Here is a 17,428-nt window from a genome sequence, read left to right as displayed (position 1 = left end):
CACTTTACAGTGAACTGATTTGGCGTGTAACCCATGCTAGTGCGTGGTTTGCCGTGTCAGTGGATGCGCATTATAGGGAGATTCTGAAACACCGCAAGGGCTTTTTTAAAGAAAAACGATCGAACGAAGAACTTTTGCACAGATCGTTTTATTTTTGACTGTTATGAGTATTATTAAGGCGATTTTATTCTACTTTAATATAGTGCTACGGAGTTTTTATTGTGTTTTGAGCTCATTTTTTCATCAGACTATGGTGAAAGTGCCAATAATTCATTACCATAGCTATGCTTTTTAACAGATATTTATCATTTTTCATTTTTATTAGAGACAAACTTATGCAGAAGTCATTTGTTATTACCTTAATTACGGCGCTAATTGGCGCAGTCATCATTTATGCTCTTTCTACCAATGTTCAACTTGTTGTGTCTTTTATCGCAGGTGCAATGTTAGCTAGTCTTATTTTTACTTTCGCACCATCTTCATCTGCTGCAGGTTCAAATGAACCTTATGTTGGCCCAACGATGACACTTTATGTTGGTAACCTTCCATATCGTGTACACGAGGGTGAAGTTAAATCACTTTTCGGTGAATACGGACCAGTTAATTCAGTTCGCTTAGTACGTGATAGAAAGACTGGTCGTCGCAAAGGTTTCGGTTTCGTCGAAATGTCAGAAGCTGGCGCGAAAAAAGCGATGAACAAATTGAATGATTACAGTTTCCAAGAACGTACTTTAAAAGTACGAGAAGCTAAATCTCAAGAGTCTGATCCTGCAGATCAAAATAAAGATAGTTAGTTTGACCTTATTTAGTTGGCTACGGTAATCCGCTGTAATTGTGTAAAACCGTAGTCAGCTAATGTCATTTCCAGTCCTAAATCTATATCCTTCGTAAAACCTGCTTGCAAGTTTCCTTTCTTAGTAATGAATTGTTCTTCGTTCGCTTCGATAAATGACAGTACTCTTGCTGCTACCGCATCACCAGAATCTAATAACATCACTTTTTGTTGGAGCACTTGATCGATTTCTTGCTGCAATAAAGGAAAGTGAGTACAACCCAATACCAGCGTATCTATATCTGTTGCCTTTATAGGTGCCAAGATTTTTTCTATTTGATTTATGTCGACAGTTTTTCTTTGCGCTTTCGCCTCTGCTATTAACACTAAATCAGACGTTCCAACTAAAGTCACTTTGCAATCGCTAGCAAAGGAATCAATTAAATCTTGAGTATATTGTCTTGTCACTGTACCTGGCGTTGCAAGCAAACCAATATGTCGTGTTACTGAAATTAACGCTGCTGGCTTTATGGCTGGTACCACTCCAACAACCGGTATATCCAACTGCTTTCTTAATTCTGGCAGCACTAAGGTGCTTGCACTGTTACAGGCAACCACTACGATTGATGCCCTAATTGCTTTGACCTGTCTTACAATCAGTTCGACACAGCCATGAATCAATTCTTGCTCATTAAGATCGCCATAAGGAAGACGGGCATTATCAAATAAGTAATAAATGTCATGTTGTGGTAGTTGACTATGTATGTGGTCAAACACTGATAAACCACCTATGCCTGAATCAAAAACGAGTATGGGACCGACCAAGATAATCTCCGTTTGAGTGGTTATTAATAAGAATTCGATTATATTTTGACTTAATCTTCGAAGAACACGCCAATCCGCTGGACATCAGCGGTGTGTAGTATAATATTTGCGCCCTTAATTTACAGCCTATGGTGGAACAAAATGAATTTAGCTGCAATGGATCCTAAAAACTATGATGCGCAACTCGAAGAAAAGCGTATCAAGCTTGAACAGACCTTTGCCGAGTTTACTCCGCCTAGTTTAGAAGTTTTCGCTTCGGAACCTGCAAATTACCGCATGCGTGCAGAATTTCGAGTGTGGCATGATGGCGACGACTTATACTATTATATGTTTGATAAAGCATTGAATGAAAAAGTACGTTGTGAGCAATATCTTCCTGCTGGAAAGCTCATTAATGAGGTAATGACAGCATTAATGGAAGAGCTACGTCCCAATCATGATTTACGCTTTAAACTTTTCCAAGTCGATTTTTTATCAACCCTAAGTGGTGAAATATTGGTTTCGTTGCTTTATCACCGTCAACTTAACGATGAATGGCGTGCTCAAGCAGAGCAAATGAAACAACGTTTATCCGCCAAGTTTAACGTTAACTTTATTGGTCGCGCACGTAAGCAAAAAATTGATTTAGATAAAGACTTCGTCGTCGAAACGTTAACAGTCGATGGTAACGAGCTTAAATACAAGCAAATTGAAAATAGCTTTACCCAACCAAATGCTAAAGTTTCTGTGAAAATGTTGGAATGGGCGATTTCAGCAACAAAAGACAGTACAGGCGATTTATTAGAGCTTTACTGTGGTAATGGTAATTTCACCATTGCTCTTGCGCCTAATTTTGATCGCGTACTTGCCACCGAATTGGCTAAACCCTCTGTCGATGCCGCTCAGTACAACATCGCCATTAATAACATCGAGAATTTACAAATCATTCGTATGTCAGCAGAAGATTTTAGTGACGCGATGGCGAAGAAACGTACTTACCGACGTTTAGAAGGTATCGATTTAGACAGCTATGATTGCAATACTATTTTTGTAGACCCTCCACGTGCGGGTATTGATGACGATACACTGTCGTTAATGCAAAACTACGATCGCATCTTATACATTTCTTGTAATCCAGAAACCTTGAAGGAAAATTTAGCGACGTTAAGTCGTACCCACGAGATCACTCGTTTCGCTTTATTTGATCAGTTCCCATATACCCATCATATGGAATCGGGTGTTTTACTAGAACGTAAAATAAATGCCTAAATACCTGCTTAATCCGATATAAAAATCAAAAAAGCGGCGTTGTGATACCACAACGCCGCTTTTTTGTATCTCAACTAATGAAATAGAACCTTACTTAGTTTCGACTTTATGTTGCAAGGCTTCAGCACCTTTAGCAACCATACGCAGTTGAAGTACCAGATGATCTGCTAATACTTTTCTATCTGCACGTTTCATATCTAAAGCCGATGCGCCAGCGTTAAACACTAACGTCACCAAAGCCTCAGCCTGAACTCTGGCTAACATTGGTGTTCGCCCTGCTGTGGCTTCAGTATAATGAGATAGTTCAGAGATAAAATGTTCTATTTCTCTTGCCACTGCTGCACGAAATGCAGCTGAAGTACCAGAACGTTCGTGCAAAAGAATACGAAACACGTTTGGATTTGACTCTAGCACTTCCACAAATGTGTCGACAGAAATACGAATAACACTGCCACCAGCTTCAGCACGTTGTCTTCCTTTGCGCATCATTTGTCTTAAGGTTAATCCACCTTCGTCAACCATTGTCAGACCTAACTCATTCATGTCTTTAAAATGGCGATAAAAAGAGGTTGGTGCAATCCCTGCTTCCCTTGCAACTTCGCGTAAACTCAAACTTGAAAAGCTACGCTCAGCACTGAGTTGATTAAAAGCGGCATCTACCAATGCACGACGGGTTTTTTCTTTCTGTAATGCTCTTACACCCATGTATAGAATCCATTTAGTAAATGTTAATGCACAGATAATACCGTTTTTATCAGAGAAACACAGCCCTTCAAAGCTTGACCACAGAATAAGGGTAAGTTAAATTGGCGTACAACTGTACGCCCAATAAGTTTTTTGGAACATCTTAATGAAAAAACCACCGATTATTTGGTTAAATACATCTCTTTTCGCACTCACCTTACTGGGTGCAATCACGCTAGTTCCTTGGCGTGGTATGACTCATGGCTTTGAAGCGATTGAATGGGTTGCCTTTGTTATCCTCGCTTTTGCTAGCGGTCTATCTATTACTGCGGGTTATCATAGATTATGGTCGCATAAAGCTTATAAAGCACATCCAGTGATGCGTTTTCTATTCGCTTTAGGCGGTGCTCTTGCACTGCAAAATAGTGCATTACATTGGTCTTCTGATCACCGTATTCACCATAAGCATGTGGACAATAACGATAAAGATCCTTATTCCGCTAAAAAAGGCTTCTGGTATAGCCACATAGGTTGGATGCTAAGAGAATACCAAGCCAGTCGTTACCACGATTACAATAATGTTCGTGACTTGCAAAAAGATGCCATCGTTATGTGGCAGCATAAACATTACTTGTCATTAGTGGTATTGATGAATATTGGCTTACCTGCTTTTTTAGGTTGGCTAAACGGCGACATTATTTCGATGGTACTCATGGCAGGCTTACTTCGCCTTGTTGTCGTACATCACTGCACATTCTTTATTAACTCACTTGCCCACATCTGGGGAAGCCAGCCATATACAAATAAGAATACCGCGCGTGATAATGGCGTTATCGCATTATTAACTTATGGTGAGGGTTATCATAATTTCCACCATATTTTCGAAAATGATTACCGTAATGGGATTAAATGGTGGCATTACGACCCAACCAAATGGTTAATCAAATCGATGTATTGGGCTGGGTTAGCCACAGATTTACGTGTGGTACCACAAGAACGTATTGAAAGTGCAAAATTGCAGATGCAGTTACTCAGGGCACAAGACAAAGTGGCTCATTTACCAAACTGTGATGAGATCATTGCGAATTTTCAAGCAGAATACGATCTAATGAAGCAACACTTAATGGAATATTACCAAGCTAAAAAGAGTTTGATTGAGGCCAAAAGTAAACAGCTGAGCTATCAACAGCTCAACTTGCAAGTTGAAGAGTTAAAAGCACGCTTGTTAGCTCAAAAGAAAAATTGGAATAACATTACTGCTGCTTATTAACACTAAGCGATTGTCATTAATGTGAAACGGCTACCTTGCAAGGTAGCCGTTTGTGTTTATTATGGATAATCGATGTTCATAACAGGTTATTCATTTCATGGCAGAAACCGATATTAAACTCACCGAATACAGTCATGGCGCAGGTTGTGGTTGTAAGATTTCCCCTCAAGTACTTAGCACCATTCTAGCCAGTGATATTCCAGCTTTTACCGATCCCAATTTACTTGTAGGCAATCTGAGCCGTGATGATGCCGCCGTATATCAGCTAAACCAAGAAACTGGGATTATCAGTACCACTGATTTTTTCATGCCGATTGTTGATGACCCTTTTACCTTTGGTCGTATTGCAGCCACTAATGCCATCAGTGATATTTATGCCATGGGCGGCACACCTATTATGGCTATTGCTATACTGGGCTGGCCAGTGAATACCTTACCAGCTGAAGTTGCACAGAAAGTCATTGAAGGTGGAAGAAAAGCCTGCGCTGACGCTGGCATTATGCTTGCCGGCGGCCACAGTATTGATGCTCCTGAACCTATTTTTGGATTAGCTGTCACTGGACAAATTCCACTGTCTAAACTTAAACGTAATGACCAAGCACAGGCTGGAGATAAACTGTATCTGACTAAGCCTATTGGCATCGGTATTCTCACCACTGCACAGAAGCAGAAAAAACTGGCTGAAGCCGATAGTCAGATTGCCATCAATGCCATGTGTCAGCTCAATAAAGTTGGCCAGAGTATCGCTAATATTAACGGCGTTAATGCATTAACCGACGTCACAGGTTTTGGTCTAGCAGGTCATTTAATTGAAGTATGCCAAGGAGCAAACCTCTCAGCGACATTGTCTTTTGAACAGATTCCACTTTTAGACAAAGCTGAACACTACCTGGATCTAGGTTGCGTCCCTGGTGGCACTCAGCGAAATTTTGATAGTTACAAACAACACCTCGGCTCATTATCAGATAAACAAAAAGCCATTTTATGCGATCCACAAACCAGCGGCGGCTTACTTATATCGGTATCAACCGCTGCAGAGCAAGCGCTCATTAGCTGTCTTTTAGAGCAAGACATAGCGCCTATTTGCATTGGTGAGCTATCGCTTACTGCTCCAACTTTACCTTTGGTGAACATACTCTAATGGCAGTAAATATGATTGCCGACAGCGAATATCAACGCATCTTCATAGAAGATGTGCCTTTACTTGATGTGCGTGCGCCTGTTGAGTTTATTAAAGGTGCATTTGGCCGTTCGACTAATATCGGACTAATGACTGATGATGAACGTAAACAAGTAGGCACTTGCTATAAACTACATGGCCAAGATGCTGCGATAGCACTTGGACATAGTCTCGTTAATGGCAACACTAAACAGCAGCGCATAGAAGCATGGCAGCAATATATAGCTGCTCACCCTAACGCTTACCTGTATTGTTTTCGGGGTGGGCATCGCTCGAAACTAAGTCAACAATGGATAAAAGAAGCCGGTATTGATATTCCGTATATTGAAGGCGGATATAAGGCCATGCGCCAATATTTGATTAAGACAATCGAACAGGCATCGACTGAACAACCTTTACTGATATTAAGTGGTATTACCGGCAGTGGTAAAACAGATTTATTGTTGCAACGTCATGAAGCAATAGACTTAGAAGGTCTAGCTAACCATCGTGGTTCAAGCTTTGGTAAAAATATTGACCCGCAGCCCACTCAAATTAACTTTGAGAACAATTTGGCGATAAAACTACTCAAGCAACAACACATAGCGAGTACTTTTACCTTGTTAGAAGATGAGAGCTACCTCATTGGGCGCTCAGCTATACCACAGGTATTCTATCAAGCCATGCAGCGTAGCCCTATCATAGTGTTGGAAGAGTCTTTTCAAAATCGCCTTAACCGATTACATAAAGCCTATGTCGCGGACAAATCAGCAGCATACATTAACCGTTTTGGCGCTGAAGCAGGTCAACATGCCTTTAGCGAATACTTACTGAATAGCGTAAATAGTATTAAAAAGCGCTTAGGCGGACAACAGCATGCTGAGTTAACGACCTTGATTGAACAAGCCATCAACAGTCAATTTAATCGTAATGACTTATCAGCTCACTTTGATTGGATAACCAGCCTTCTGCGTCATTACTATGACCCAATGTATCAATATCAATTATCGAAGAAACAGCAAAGAGTAATTTTTAGTGGTGACCATCAAGCCATTCATGATTGGTTATCTTCTAAAGGTCATTCGAATATTTCCTTATCACGCTAATATTCTAGCTAACATACAAAGAAAAACGCCCTTATTCATAAGGGCGCTTTATTCTATCCAAGGTCATTACTTTATAAGATCATTACTTTCTAACGGCATTGAATTAACCGCAGCTCTGAGGGCCTAGGCCTTAGTTATATCATCCGACTTCAAGCTTGCATTAAACAGTTCACTCACGTTTTGATGTAAACCATGTCGGCCTAACGTAACGCCGTCAACAGCTTCGCCTATATTCACTTCCACTTTCGACCAGAAACGCTTCGGACGTGTTGTTAACGCGTGCCCCCCTTTATGACTGAAGTAAGAGCCCCATAAGCCACTTAACGACATTGGGATTACTGTCACAGGGTCTTTTTCCAGTATTCGCTCAACCCCTGGTCTAAACTCAGCGATGTCTCCATCTACTGATAAACGTCCCTCAGGGAAGATGCACACTAACTCTTCGTTGTTCAAGGCATGATGAATTTGCTCAAATGCATTTTCATAGGTTGCTTTACATTTTTTCGGCGAACAAATTGGGATCACGCCTGCATGACGAAATAAGTACTTAAGTAATGGTATTTCGCTAATGGATTTATCCATTACAAAACGAATCGGTCGTGTAGAGGATCCCATAATAATTAACGCATCAACATAACTGACATGATTACACACAATAACCCCTGCCCCTTGCGCAGGAATATGTATCCGGCCATTCACCTTAACGCGATACATGAAGTGACTCAGTAAATAGCTAATAAAGCGCTGAGCAAATTCAGGGACCTGTGAATACACGTATAGTGCAACGACAGTATTCATCGCGGCCAGCAGCAAGAATAAATCTGGAATGCTCCATTCTAGTACGCCAAGTAAGATAATCGACAAGATAGCTGCAACAACCATAAACAACGCATTAATTATGTTGTTTGCAGCAATAGCTTGTGCACATTCATCTTTTGCGGCGCGTGATTGAATAAAAGCGTATAGAGGGACAATGAACAAGCCACCGCTAAGGCCAACCATAAACAAATCAGCCATTACCCTATAGTGCTGCGAGTCACTAATGAAACTACTAAAACTATAAACAAAACTTAAATCTGCTGGAGCAGGCGGAATAGCAAAAATTAAATCCACACCAAATACGGTTAAACCCAATACACCGAAAGGTAAAACACCTAACTCAACATGACCGTAAGACACACGTTCACAAATCCACGAACCTACCGCGATACCAATAGAGAACAAGGCCAGTAGTAAAGACACGACTGTCGCATCTGCATGTAAGTGCAATTTGGCAAAATTAGGAAACTGGGTCAGGTAAGTCGCACCCAGAAACCAAAACCAACTGATGGCCAGAATAGCCATCCAAATACCTGGCGTTTTCCTCACTTTTGCAATGCTTTGCCATGTACCAGATAAAGGGGTAAATCTAATTTTATCGATTTTACCTTGTGGCGGTAATGCTGGAATTGCGCGACTGCAAAGGTAGCCAATAACTGATAATGTCACAACAATCGTCGCTGCACCGATTAAGCTATGGTCACTGGCAACAATTAAACCTGCTGATAATGTCCCGACTAAAATCGATATAAACGTGCCCATTTCTACCCAGGCATTTCCAGTTACTAACTCACTTTCTTTTAACGTCTGTGGCAACAAAGAATACTTAACAGGGCCAAAATAGGCTGACTGACTACCCATCATAAAGAGCAGTAATAACATCACTAAATAACTTTGAGTCAAAATGGCCACCGCAGCGCAAGACATGATGATCAACTCAAGCAACTTGAGTCTGCGGATCAACATCGCTTTATCCATATTATCTGCCACCATCCCCGCATGAGCGGAAAACAAGAAAAATGGCAAAATGAAAACACCTGCAGCCAAATTAACAAACATATTGACGCTGATAGGTAGTTCACTCACTTGGCTATATGTCACCAGTAATAACAATACATTCTTATAGATATTGTCATTCAGTGCCCCTAAGCACTGCGTGACAAAATAAGGAAGAAAGCGTTTAGTTAACAACATGAAAGATCCTTTTCTTGAGTCATACCTAATAAATATCCATGAACATGACTACTGAGCATCGCGGGTAATGCGGTTTGATCAGTAAATAATTTTCCATCTATTCCAAGGCATGTTAATCCATGGATCCCGCCCCATAACACACGACTCATCATTATAATCTCTGCGTGATCTGCTTTTGGAAACAAGGCGGTTAGCTGCTCTGAAACTAAACTGAATAGCGTATCAATGGCTTGCTGATGATTTGATGACAGTGATACGCCTTCTGGCGCAGACAGTTCAAAGACCAGTTTAAAACAAACTCGGTGCTCGTTAGCAAACTGGTAATAGCGATGCGCCATGAGCTCAATTGAAGCTTGAGCTTGCTCGGTGGCGTGTATTGGCGAGTGATTATGATTTATTTCATCTGATGTCGATGAGGTTAAGTGCTCGAACAAATCAATCAATACCTGTTCAGATACCGATAATAATAACTGCTGATAGCTGCCAAAAATATTAATCAACGTACTTGGCGCATAACCAATATCGGTGGCGACTTTACGTAGACTCAAACTTTCAAGCGAGGCAATGTGTAGATACTGCATCACTGATTTAATGGCCATATCATGGATTTCACCATGAGTATGTTCTTTCCTTCTTGCCATCAGGTAACTCCATTTATGCGGTTAGTGTTGCTAACCTAACAACAAACAAAATAAAAAACAATGTTCATAATAAGTTTATTTTTAATCTTCTAATAAATATTATCGAAAAAATGACACAAAAAAGCCCTCAACAGAGGGCTTAGATGATGAAACGAGGCAACTGACTTTACACGATAATTAGGTGGTTAAAATATCATCCCACGCTAAACTCGGGCTACCTACAACAATAAAGTTAGGGTTTTCTAATGTTTCACGTTCATTGTAGGTCATTGGCTGAAGGTTAATATCCATTAATGCACCGCCAGCTTCTTCCAAAATAATCTGTGCTGCACCAGTGTCCCATTCACCTGTAGGTCCAAGGCGGACATAACAATCAGCTCGCCCTTCAGCCACTAAGCAACTTTTTAATGCCGCTCCACCTAACACCACGAGTTCGCAGCTGTTTGGATGACTTAATAACTTAAGCACTGACTGCGGATCTTGACGACGGCTAACTGCCAGTTTTAATCCTGATTCTTCAATACTATTAATTTGTCGGCTGGTAATACGCACTTCATTTTTGCTATCACGTTTATAGGCACCTAAGCCTGCAATGGCGTAGTAACAGACTTTCGTCATTGGCACATAAACGACTCCCATTACAGGACGGTTATGTTCTACCAGTGCGATAATAACGGAAAAGTCACCACTACCAGCGATAAACTCACCGGTACCATCTAAAGGATCAACCAGCCAGTAACGCTGCCATTCAGCACGTTCAGAAAAAGCAATATCAGCAGCTTCTTCACTAAGAATAGGAATATCAGGTGTCAACGCTGCTAAACCAGCACAAATGATCTCATTTGCTGCTAAGTCTGCAGAAGTCACTGGGGTATTATCTGATTTTATTTCTCGATCAAAATCACCTTTGACATAAATGTCGCGAATTTTTTGACCTGCCTCGGTGGCAATAGTGATGACTTGTTCAATTACTTCTTCTGGCTTCATAACGACTCCAATCGCCAAATAATACGCTGAATACTGTCAAGTTAGACCAAATTAAGGCATTTTTGTAGTTAACTTAGGCTAATATTTTGTTTTTATTTTACTTTATAACGACTACTTTGCTAAAAACTGCTGTGCAAGAAATAGCGCACTGACACTTCTCGACTCAGAAAAATCTGCATCATCGAGTAAGTTTTTCCACTTCTCTAACGGAAAAGGAATCACTTCTATTGGTTCTGGTTCATCACCTTCAAGGGTACTTTCATATAAATCTTCAGCGATGAAAATCTGCATCTTACTCGCAAAGTAACCTGGGGCTAAACTCAGTTCTTTTAATAAAGTCAGCTTGTTACTGGCAAAACCGATTTCTTCTTGCAGTTCACGGTTCGCAGCTTCAATCCCAGTTTCGCCTGGGTCGATTAAGCCTTTAGGAAAGCCGAGTTCATAATTATCAGTGCCTGCTGCATATTCTTTAGCTAACAACAACTTGCCTTCATGCACGGGAACAATCATCACCGCACCACGACTGCCGCCACTCATTCTTTCATATTGACGCTCAACACCATTGGAAAACTTAAGGTGGAGTTGTTCAATTTGAAACAAGCGACTTTTCGCTACAATCTCACGATGTAAGATTTCAGGCTTTTTATGTCGAGTTGTCATTAAGGCCTCATATATGACGAATTTACTTAGACAAGTTACAATCTTACTATCCTAGCTATATTCTACAACTGGAATTTTCATGTTTCCTTGGCATAAGATAGACACGGTTTTACTTGATATGGATGGCACTTTGCTCGATTTGCACTTCGATAACCATTTTTGGTTAACTTTAGTGCCACAGCAACTTAGCCAGCAAAGACAGATTTCTGTGGCGGAAGCACAGAAATTGGTTGAACAGTCATACCATAAAGTGGAAGGCACACTTGACTGGTATTGTATTGATTATTGGCAGCAACAACTTGGGTTAGATATTTTAACCCTGCACTATTCGCTGGTTGAACGTATTCAAATGCGCCAAGACAGCATGCCATTCTTACAAGCACTGCACAAAGCTGGCAAGCAGCGAATTTTAATGACCAATGCTCATCCTAAAAGCCTGGAGTTGAAATTAGCACATACTGACTTAGCCCATGGATTAGATGCGACTTTTTCAAGCCACGAAACGGGTTACCCAAAAGAACACCCATTATTTTGGCAGCATGCAATTAAGCAGTTTAAGTTGAATCCAAGCCGCTGCTTATTTGTTGACGATAACGAACATATTCTTGAGGCTTCAAAAAAGGCGGGGATTGGTTTTCAATTAGGTATTTCAAACCCCGACAGCAAAAAACCACACAAAGACTTTTTTGACTTTCCAGCAATTCATGATTATCAAATGTTACATCAGGATTTATTAGGTTAACGCCGAGAATGACGATTGATGAGTGTGTCGCTCTCTAAGCGATAAGATCAAAAAAGGCATGTTATTCAACATGCCTTTTTAATTGCTATTTTACAGCAGTGGATTACAACCCAGGAATCACACCATTATAATTAATTGGGTAATAACCTTGGCTATCCTGTTTACCCAAAAATGATAACGCTTGGGTTAGATCTTCTGGCTGTTCAGGTGTTGGTTTAATTTTAGCGCTGACCGAAAAACGGTTACTTTCACCCAATGTTGCAATACCTTCGATACCCATCTTGTTCATGCTATCGTCAGTATTTAATTGCACCATACCGTCAACACAGCTTAAACCCAACGCAATATCACCTAGCGGATATTTACCAAACTGGTTATTCACATCAATTCGATTTAAAAATAACTTACCTGATAACTGTTCACACCATGGTTCACCTTGCTCAAGACGTTCCACAATCAAGCTGACATCACCGGCGACTTTAGTTCTAAACGGTAGGCGAGCATTACCCAATAAAAATTGGTTAGGCGCTTCAAAGCGTAAATTATCAGCCGAAATCCCTGACAGAGACCAACTGATATCGCCTTGACCACTGACTGGTGTCGCACGGCTACCAATTTGTAGATCAACATTGACGCTACCAATAAACAAAGCCCATGGGTTTAAATCCCAGTTCACTTGTTCGATTAGGCGTCGGTCAATAGACACAAGTTCAGCACTGCCCTGCCACAAGGTGCCAGATACTCCGCTCACTTTGATATTATTTGGCAGTGGCGCAATGCCTACAACCCAATTAGCTGGAATATACACCACCATGAAAATGAGGTAGATGAATACGCCAATTATAATTTTCTTAATCAAACTCACTACAATACCTGCTTACTTAGACAGCTGAATACGACGTACTTTGACAAAACCTGCAAGATCAGACTCAGATAAATCAACACTTTCAAGGGTTAAGCCTTTCTTCTCGACTAACTCATGTAAGTAATTCAACAAGCTGTCAAACGGAACATCATCCATCCACAATTGAATTTTATCGCCTTGTGGCTGCATCCGAGTAATCTCTAACTTATATTGACCCGCTAGCTGATTCACCACAGAACTTAAACTACCACTTGCAGTCGGTCTGGACCCCGATTGCTTCAGACCTGCGATTTTATTTGCAGTTTGTTTTACATAATTTAGTGTTTGTAATTCTGATTGGTGGCGCATTTCAGCATTTTCAGCCGCTGAGGATATTGGGCTCCAAATACCCCAATATAAAATACCAATAACAACAAACACACCACAGCAGGCAACTAACTGTTGCTCACGAAGCACTAAGCCTTTCCACCAGTTTTGCAAATTTTCCATCTTATTTGCCTCTCAATGTCAGGGTTGTATTCACTTCATCTTCACCGCTATTAATTGCGCCCATGTCTAAGTCGTAGCGCACTTCAACTAGCTCTTTAAACTTATCCACTTGATCATAGGTCTTAGCAGTGACCTGCATCCGCAGTTCATTGCGGTTGGCATCAAAACGCAATGAGTTTGGCTTTAAATCTGGTACTTGTTCAAATGAACCGCGTAAACCATCTAGCATTTCGAAGAAAGCAGCTCCACCGCCTTGCCCTTGCATGCTGCGAAGTTGTGAGTCCATTTGCGAGCGAATATTAACAATACGATTAACGTTCGGAATAACCCGTTTGAAAATAGCTTCACTTTCTTGTCTGACTTCAGCGCTTCTGTTTTCCAATTGATGGATAGTCAGGCCTTTATTCACTAGAGAAAGCACAATTGCAATGAATGCAATAATCGCGACATTTTTCCAAAGCATTAAATGTTTGCTGTACTCGCGTTTAGGTACATACACCCCACTCAGTAAGTTAACTGGTGATTGTAAAATACCTTTCGCTAACACCATCATAGGTAAATCTAGTGGTTTAGACTCAACTTCAGCATCCATGAAAACTAAATCTTCACTGTAGGCTGCGATACTGATTGGCGCTACATCTTGTTGCTTTTCTGGCATCAGTTTTGGCAATGCAAAATCCAGCCATGTTTTCGGTAAGCTGACACCACTACCTTCGCCTGTGCGCAGTAATAATTCATCACCCATATCAAGCGCCGCCCAACGGCATTGCTCCAATGGCAATGCGAGACAGTCCGGCACAATACGTTTAACCTTAATGCCAGCGTCCATTAACCATGACATCCAATCTTGCATTTGCTCATGGGCAACAGCAATCACATTAAGCTGTTCGCCGTCTCTTGGGCCGACAACAAAATGCATATCTTCAACATCAGAAGCAATTGTTTCTTCCAGCATAAAAGGTAATGCCTTTAATGCTTGGCGCTGATTTTTTTCTGGTAATTCAATTTGCGTCAATGTCATGCTAGAAGCTGGTACTAAAACATCAACCGGACGATTACCTGCACGCTCAGTTAAACTGGTTAAGCTGGCAGCATCACTTAACTCACCTGAGGCAATGATCTCTTGCTCTTGTTCTGACCATACTAGCCAAGAACAAGGGCTTTCTAATGTTTTTCCTAATCGGATAAAAAGCCGTTCAGACACTGTTATTCTCCACAAGCTGCAATACCAACAAGGTTAATTGCAGCGGGTTGTTACGCTTATTCATTATTGCTGCCCGCCATATTGACGTGTCAGCACTTCAAATTTATTTCCGCTTCGCTGAAGTACGCTATCCATTCTAAAGGTGGCGTTATCCACTTTCGCCCCAGCCTTTAGTAAAAAGAAATTACTATCGACAACAATACTCGATTTCATATTGCTTTCCGTTGCTAAGCTCGCAAGGGTATTATTTTCCCAAAACTCAGCAGCAGTTTCGAAACCATCAGCTGGCCTTTGATTAATTAGGCTTTCAGCATCACTTTGGCTAATTTTATTTTCTAGCATACCCACCAACAATGCCGCCTGCTCAACTTCAATAGTATTGACGTTCAGTAACTGTTGGTTATTACCTGGAATCGCACAGATATAAGGTAATAACGTCATATACACTTGTTGGTTGTATCCCATTACAGCTCTAAGTTCGCTGCGATGATTCATTAATGTATTCGCGGCGCGGTATGGCACATTTCGTGATTCATACTCAGCATCTTCTGCGCCATATGGCATTGAAACGGTATCGTCGTCGATATAATCAACTAATGTATGAGTCAGCCTTTCTGCGCCAAAGTCATCCATACCTAAGGCCACCAATAAGGATTTATACTGAGTCGCCGCTAAACTTAATTTAGGCTGTCCGTTTTCAACTTCTGTAGATGCCACCGACAATGCATTGATATTAAAACATGAACGCATATCCATGATTTCACCACCGATTTCACCGTAATCGGCAGGAAAAATCACATCGGCGAGTGCCCAGTATTGTTGGCGATGCACAGTACCATCGCTGTCTTCCATGTCTTGCTTTAAAATCTTTTTAGCTAACTCTTCAGCCGAAATAGCATACCAATAGGCTTGATCATATTGGGCCAAATTCAGGGTTCGTCGCATTGACAGTTGATTGCGACTCGTAATGTTTGTCGCAATAATCACTACCAATGCCACAATCAATAACACCACTAATAAAGCAACGCCACGTTGGTTACGAATGCCAGGTAATTGCTGCTTCATCATGTGCCATTACCTGTGCTACCCGTGCCACCTGAGCCATTATTGCCTGAACCACTGTTACCTGAACCACTGTTACCTGAACCATTACCAGTATTGGTACCATTGTTGTTGCCGTTGTTATTACCGTTACCATCGCTGCCGTCGTTACCAGAACCACTACTGTTACCACCTTTAGGTAACAAGAAGCGTCTTTCGATAATACCTAAGCCTTCAATTTCAAGTGTCATCGTAATGCCCTGAGGTAAAGATGATGCATCAACTTTTCTTTCCCACTCTTTACCGGTAAAAAATGAGTACTCAATCGAAATCACATCTTCAATGATCAAGCTTTTAAGCGGCTCTGCACCGACTTCAGGCTCAGGATATGGATAATACCAACGCTCTAAACGACCATCTTGAACAATATACGCAACAGACTGCAAGCTGCCACGAGGTAACATGCCATCAGGATTCAGCCAGCCTAAGCGGAAAAACACTAAGGCTTCAGTTTCTGAGTCCAGCATGTTGTCGCCGGTTTGAAATACTGATGTAGTGCGTTCACCATCTAGACCGCGCTGTGTTCTAGCGACTATTTGGCCTAAATCTCGTTCAATAATCCCAAAGCCTTGCTGTAAGGCTTTAAGTCGAACTGAAAATTCTTTGGTTGCTTCATCATTTTTCATTACTGTTGATAGCACGGCGTTTGCAGCCAAACCTATCATGGCAAAAATAGCAATTGAGATGAGCATTTCAAGCAAGGTAAAACCTACTTGACTGTGTTGTGGCTTAGCCTTCGTTGTGAACATAACTACTCACTTGGGCAACGGTGCGGTTAAACCTATCTTCATCACTGACTAAAACGCGAATCATTCTAAAATTATCGTCGGTGGTTTTAATCACTTCTTGACGCCAATACCAATCTTTTCCTGCCAGTTCAACTTGACCATTTTTAGTCCCGAGTTCAGGAAATTGTTGCAGCAAACGAGCTTCAACCATCTGATTACTCGCCACCCATTGCGCCAAGGTACGTTCTTCCAATATGGGGAGATTCGCCATTTGGTCGCCAATACTTTTGGTAACAGCTACAGCGGCAATAGAAAACACCGCTAATGCCACGATGACTTCAAGTAAGGTCATGCCTTTACTGATCTTCATCGAAACTTCCTATAGCCAAGCGACCCATAGCATCACCAACAACCAAGACTTCCACTTCTTTACCGTTTTCATCATCGGTTAAAAAGCTCAGCTCAAATGTCGACATTTCCCCACTTGGGAAAAGTAATATTTGTGGTTCAGGATTTTTCTTTTTGTCTTCTTTCGATTCATCTATCAGTGGCTCATCGAACCAAGATTCATCTTCTTCATCATCTTGCACAAGTGGCAAACCATCGAGCAATAAACTCATGCTGACGTCTTGTTCCATCTGCTGCGGTGCAAGCTGTCTATCACCTGTTAACGGCTCCCACTGACCTTCTTTGTAGTAGACGAACTGATATTCATCTTCTTCAACGACGATACCTAGAAGTTGGCCACTAAGGATCGTTTCTTCAATAACTAATTCGGTCGTGGCAATAAACTTTCTGGCCGTTTTTGTTAACGCCTGCTCAGGTCCTGCAGTACTGGTCGTCATGGTCACTGCTGCTGCGGTTAACCCCATCAGCAGCGCCACAAGTAACACTTCTAACAGTGTGAACCCAGCTTGGCGTTTAACGTTCATTA

Annotated in this window: 19 protein-coding genes; 6 read left to right on the top strand and 13 right to left on the bottom strand. The window is 41.3% G+C overall.

Annotation, left to right across the window (positions count from 1 at the left end; genetic code table 11):
- Window positions 1-335: 335 nt before the first annotated feature.
- Entirely contained in the window at window positions 336-794 is a 459-nt protein-coding gene (locus Q4600_RS16275; RefSeq protein WP_102527642.1) for an RNA-binding protein, read from the top strand.
- 11 nt (window positions 795-805) lie between these two features.
- Here the strand turns inward: Q4600_RS16275 and murI are convergent, their stop codons facing one another.
- Complete coding sequence (gene murI / locus Q4600_RS16270) at window positions 806-1,597, bottom strand: glutamate racemase (RefSeq protein ID WP_303517130.1); 792 nt, start codon at window positions 1,595-1,597, stop codon at window positions 806-808.
- A 141-nt stretch (window positions 1,598-1,738) separates the two neighbouring features.
- On the opposite strand from murI, the gene trmA reads away from it, so the two are divergent.
- Window positions 1,739-2,845 carry a tRNA (uridine(54)-C5)-methyltransferase TrmA gene (gene trmA, locus Q4600_RS16265; RefSeq protein WP_229370261.1) on the top strand — a complete coding sequence of 369 codons (1,107 nt, stop codon included), beginning with the start codon at window positions 1,739-1,741 and terminating at the stop codon, window positions 2,843-2,845.
- Between the two features lie 90 nt (window positions 2,846-2,935).
- On the opposite strand, the gene fabR is transcribed toward trmA, so the two are convergent.
- Entirely contained in the window at window positions 2,936-3,550 is a 615-nt protein-coding gene (gene fabR, locus Q4600_RS16260) for an HTH-type transcriptional repressor FabR (protein WP_102527639.1), read from the bottom strand.
- A gap of 145 nt (window positions 3,551-3,695) precedes the next feature.
- Between fabR and Q4600_RS16255 the strand changes: the two genes are divergently transcribed.
- The 3 genes from Q4600_RS16255 (at window position 3,696) to mnmH (ending at window position 7,064) form a co-directional block, all read left to right on the top strand.
- The gene (locus tag Q4600_RS16255; RefSeq protein WP_102527638.1) at window positions 3,696-4,799 is read left to right on the top strand and encodes a fatty acid desaturase; all 1,104 of its coding nucleotides are present in this window, start codon (window positions 3,696-3,698) and stop codon (window positions 4,797-4,799) included.
- Window positions 4,800-4,896: 97 nt separating this feature from the next.
- On the top strand, window positions 4,897-5,940 hold the full coding sequence (selD, locus tag Q4600_RS16250) for a selenide, water dikinase SelD (RefSeq protein ID WP_303517129.1): 1,044 nt from the start codon (window positions 4,897-4,899) through the stop codon (window positions 5,938-5,940).
- On the top strand, window positions 5,940-7,064 hold the full coding sequence (gene mnmH, locus Q4600_RS16245) for a tRNA 2-selenouridine(34) synthase MnmH (protein ID WP_303517128.1): 1,125 nt from the start codon (window positions 5,940-5,942) through the stop codon (window positions 7,062-7,064). The genes selD and mnmH overlap by 1 nt, the downstream gene beginning before the upstream one ends.
- 123 nt (window positions 7,065-7,187) lie before the next feature.
- Here mnmH and Q4600_RS16240 read toward each other — a convergent pair whose 3' ends face one another.
- The 4 genes from Q4600_RS16240 to nudE all read right to left on the bottom strand — a co-directional run bounded on the left by Q4600_RS16240 (window position 7,188) and on the right by nudE (window position 11,365).
- Window positions 7,188-9,077: an MFS transporter gene (locus Q4600_RS16240; RefSeq protein ID WP_102527635.1), complete on the bottom strand. Its 1,890-nt coding sequence runs from the start codon at window positions 9,075-9,077 to the stop codon at window positions 7,188-7,190.
- Complete coding sequence (locus Q4600_RS16235; protein WP_102527634.1) at window positions 9,068-9,718, bottom strand: TetR/AcrR family transcriptional regulator; 651 nt, start codon at window positions 9,716-9,718, stop codon at window positions 9,068-9,070. The genes Q4600_RS16240 and Q4600_RS16235 overlap by 10 nt, the downstream gene beginning before the upstream one ends.
- Window positions 9,719-9,895: 177 nt before the next feature.
- Window positions 9,896-10,705, bottom strand: a complete 810-nt coding sequence (cysQ, locus tag Q4600_RS16230; RefSeq protein WP_102527633.1) for a 3'(2'),5'-bisphosphate nucleotidase CysQ — start codon at window positions 10,703-10,705, stop codon at window positions 9,896-9,898.
- Between the two features lie 111 nt (window positions 10,706-10,816).
- Window positions 10,817-11,365 (bottom strand): ADP compounds hydrolase NudE, encoded by a 549-nt coding sequence (gene nudE, locus Q4600_RS16225; RefSeq protein WP_102527632.1) that lies wholly within the window; start codon window positions 11,363-11,365, stop codon window positions 10,817-10,819.
- Window positions 11,366-11,444: 79 nt separating this feature from the next.
- Between nudE and yrfG the strand changes: the two genes are divergently transcribed.
- The gene (gene yrfG, locus Q4600_RS16220; RefSeq protein WP_102527631.1) at window positions 11,445-12,107 is read left to right on the top strand and encodes a GMP/IMP nucleotidase; all 663 of its coding nucleotides are present in this window, start codon (window positions 11,445-11,447) and stop codon (window positions 12,105-12,107) included.
- Window positions 12,108-12,210: 103 nt separating this feature from the next.
- On the opposite strand, the gene Q4600_RS16215 is transcribed toward yrfG, so the two are convergent.
- From Q4600_RS16215 to gspH, 7 genes are all read right to left on the bottom strand, one after another.
- Window positions 12,211-12,972 carry a type II secretion system protein N gene (locus Q4600_RS16215; RefSeq protein ID WP_102527630.1) on the bottom strand — a complete coding sequence of 254 codons (762 nt, stop codon included), beginning with the start codon at window positions 12,970-12,972 and terminating at the stop codon, window positions 12,211-12,213.
- A gap of 12 nt (window positions 12,973-12,984) precedes the next feature.
- Entirely contained in the window at window positions 12,985-13,461 is a 477-nt protein-coding gene (locus Q4600_RS16210) for a type II secretion system protein M (RefSeq protein WP_229370248.1), read from the bottom strand.
- A 1-nt stretch (window position 13,462) separates the two neighbouring features.
- The gene (gene gspL / locus Q4600_RS16205; protein WP_303517127.1) at window positions 13,463-14,665 is read right to left on the bottom strand and encodes a type II secretion system protein GspL; all 1,203 of its coding nucleotides are present in this window, start codon (window positions 14,663-14,665) and stop codon (window positions 13,463-13,465) included.
- Between the two features lie 63 nt (window positions 14,666-14,728).
- Complete coding sequence (gene gspK / locus Q4600_RS16200) at window positions 14,729-15,730, bottom strand: type II secretion system minor pseudopilin GspK (RefSeq protein ID WP_248956706.1); 1,002 nt, start codon at window positions 15,728-15,730, stop codon at window positions 14,729-14,731.
- A complete protein-coding gene (gene gspJ / locus Q4600_RS16195; RefSeq protein ID WP_303517126.1) occupies window positions 15,730-16,515 on the bottom strand; it encodes a type II secretion system minor pseudopilin GspJ in 786 nt (261 codons plus the stop codon). The genes gspK and gspJ overlap by 1 nt, the downstream gene beginning before the upstream one ends.
- Window positions 16,496-16,864 (bottom strand): type II secretion system minor pseudopilin GspI, encoded by a 369-nt coding sequence (gene gspI, locus Q4600_RS16190; protein ID WP_102527626.1) that lies wholly within the window; start codon window positions 16,862-16,864, stop codon window positions 16,496-16,498. The genes gspJ and gspI overlap by 20 nt, the downstream gene beginning before the upstream one ends.
- Window positions 16,851-17,426 carry a type II secretion system minor pseudopilin GspH gene (gspH, locus tag Q4600_RS16185; RefSeq protein ID WP_303517125.1) on the bottom strand — a complete coding sequence of 192 codons (576 nt, stop codon included), beginning with the start codon at window positions 17,424-17,426 and terminating at the stop codon, window positions 16,851-16,853. Before gspH ends, gspI begins: the two co-directional genes overlap by 14 nt.
- Between the last annotated feature and the right edge of the window lie 2 nt (window positions 17,427-17,428).

This window comes from Shewanella sp. 2_MG-2023 (genome assembly GCF_030548905.1).
Classification (GTDB): domain Bacteria; phylum Pseudomonadota; class Gammaproteobacteria; order Enterobacterales; family Shewanellaceae; genus Shewanella; species Shewanella electrodiphila.
The sequence above is the reverse complement of the archived record's forward strand: the minus strand, read 5'-3'. Positions and strand labels throughout refer to the sequence as shown.

Bases quoted from the DNA above. Each gene is read 5' to 3' on its own strand.
- Q4600_RS16275 (WP_102527642.1), top strand. From the start codon at position 336: ATGCAGAAGTCATTTGTTATTACCTTAATTACGGCGCTAATTGGCGCA.
- trmA (WP_229370261.1), top strand. From the start codon at position 1,739: ATGAATTTAGCTGCAATGGATCCTAAAAACTATGATGCGCAACTCGAA.
- fabR (WP_102527639.1), bottom strand. From the start codon at position 3,550: ATGGGTGTAAGAGCATTACAGAAAGAAAAAACCCGTCGTGCATTGGTA.
- Q4600_RS16255 (WP_102527638.1), top strand. From the start codon at position 3,696: ATGAAAAAACCACCGATTATTTGGTTAAATACATCTCTTTTCGCACTC.
- selD (WP_303517129.1), top strand. From the start codon at position 4,897: ATGGCAGAAACCGATATTAAACTCACCGAATACAGTCATGGCGCAGGT.
- mnmH (WP_303517128.1), top strand. From the start codon at position 5,940: ATGGCAGTAAATATGATTGCCGACAGCGAATATCAACGCATCTTCATA.
- Q4600_RS16240 (WP_102527635.1), bottom strand. From the start codon at position 9,077: ATGTTGTTAACTAAACGCTTTCTTCCTTATTTTGTCACGCAGTGCTTA.
- Q4600_RS16235 (WP_102527634.1), bottom strand. From the start codon at position 9,718: ATGGCAAGAAGGAAAGAACATACTCATGGTGAAATCCATGATATGGCC.
- cysQ (WP_102527633.1), bottom strand. From the start codon at position 10,705: ATGAAGCCAGAAGAAGTAATTGAACAAGTCATCACTATTGCCACCGAG.
- nudE (WP_102527632.1), bottom strand. From the start codon at position 11,365: ATGACAACTCGACATAAAAAGCCTGAAATCTTACATCGTGAGATTGTA.
- yrfG (WP_102527631.1), top strand. From the start codon at position 11,445: ATGTTTCCTTGGCATAAGATAGACACGGTTTTACTTGATATGGATGGC.
- Q4600_RS16210 (WP_229370248.1), bottom strand. From the start codon at position 13,461: ATGGAAAATTTGCAAAACTGGTGGAAAGGCTTAGTGCTTCGTGAGCAA.
- gspK (WP_248956706.1), bottom strand. From the start codon at position 15,730: ATGAAGCAGCAATTACCTGGCATTCGTAACCAACGTGGCGTTGCTTTA.
- gspJ (WP_303517126.1), bottom strand. From the start codon at position 16,515: ATGTTCACAACGAAGGCTAAGCCACAACACAGTCAAGTAGGTTTTACC.
- gspI (WP_102527626.1), bottom strand. From the start codon at position 16,864: ATGAAGATCAGTAAAGGCATGACCTTACTTGAAGTCATCGTGGCATTA.
- gspH (WP_303517125.1), bottom strand. From the start codon at position 17,426: ATGAACGTTAAACGCCAAGCTGGGTTCACACTGTTAGAAGTGTTACTT.